This is a genomic window from Mesorhizobium sp. M7A.F.Ca.CA.003.01.2.1 (assembly GCF_003998945.1).
In the GTDB taxonomy this organism is placed as follows: domain Bacteria; phylum Pseudomonadota; class Alphaproteobacteria; order Rhizobiales; family Rhizobiaceae; genus Mesorhizobium; species Mesorhizobium ciceri.
In genome coordinates, this window is sequence record NZ_RZRA01001277.1 from 1 (window position 1) to 1,197 (window position 1,197).

Sequence of the window (1,197 nt, forward strand, 5' to 3'; positions counted from 1 at the left end):
CCCGCCGACACTCACCGGCTGGCTGGATGTGCCGCTTGCCGACATCCTCGAGCGGCGGCTCGGCCTGCCGGTCCGTCTGGAGAACGACGCCAATGCCGCGGCGCTCGGCGAATGGCGCTTCGGCGCCGGCCATGGCGCTCGCTCGCTGGTCTTTGTCACGGTGTCGACCGGCATCGGCGGCGGTGTCGTCGTCGATGGGCGCATCCTGCATGGCCGCCGTGGCCTTGCCGCCGAGATCGGTCACATGACCATCACCAATGAGGGCGAGCGTTGCGTGTGCGGCGTTATCGGCTGCTTCGAGGCCATCGCTTCGGGAACCGCGCTCGGCCGCCGCGCCACCGCCGCCACGGCCGCCGGCGACGGCTCGGCCTTGCGGCGCCTGTCAGCGGATGCGGAGGTGACCGGCCGCCATGTCGTCGAGGCGGCACGGCTGCGCGACGATCTTGCCTCGGCCTTGCTGGACGAGGAAGCCCGCTGGCTGGGCGTCGGCTTCACCAACCTGTTACATCTCTATTCGCCCGATGTGCTGGTCGTCGGCGGCGGCATCGCCAATGGGCTCGACCTGATGGCGCCGACCATCGAGGCAACCATCAGGCAGCGGGCCATGCGCGCCTATCGCGACGTACCGGTCGTTCCAGCACAGCTCGGCCGCCATGCCGGGCTCGTCGGCGCCGCCAGCCTTGTGCTGTTCGACGACGAGGGCACTTTGGCAGCCCGCATGCCTGTCGGCCCAAGCACATATCCGGACACACCACTGAGCAAGATCGGCACCGTCTGACGTGCGACTGCATGACAAAGGCCGCAGGCAGCATGCCTCCGGCCTTTTACGCATAAGCCACACGTGGTTACTCGGCGGGGACGACATCCGCCGGCAGGCTGTCATCAGCCGTGCCCGCCAGCGCCCTCGCCAGCTTGGCCTCGTCGAGTTCGCCTTCCCAGCGCGCCACCACCAGCGTGGCGACGGCATTGCCAACGAAGTTGGTCAGCGCCCGGCATTCCGACATGAAGCGGTCGACGCCGAGGATCAGCGCCATACCGGCGACCGGCACCGCCGGAACCACCGACAGCGTGGCGGCAAGGGTGATGAAGCCCGCTCCGGTGATGCCGGCGGCACCCTTGGACGAGAGCATGGCCACCAGCAGCAGCAGGATCTGGTCACCCATCGACAGGTGGATGTTGGTCGCCTGTGCGATGAAC

At 68.5% G+C, this 1,197-nt stretch carries 2 protein-coding genes; one reads left to right on the top strand and one right to left on the bottom strand.

What is annotated here, in order from left to right:
- A partial coding sequence (locus EN969_RS31935; RefSeq protein WP_127419779.1) for an ROK family protein occupies window positions 1-778 on the top strand: 778 nt, incomplete at its 5' end.
- Between the two features lie 67 nt (window positions 779-845).
- On the opposite strand, the gene EN969_RS31940 is transcribed toward EN969_RS31935, so the two are convergent.
- A partial coding sequence (locus EN969_RS31940) for a cation:dicarboxylase symporter family transporter (RefSeq protein WP_127419780.1) occupies window positions 846-1,197 on the bottom strand: 352 nt, incomplete at its 5' end.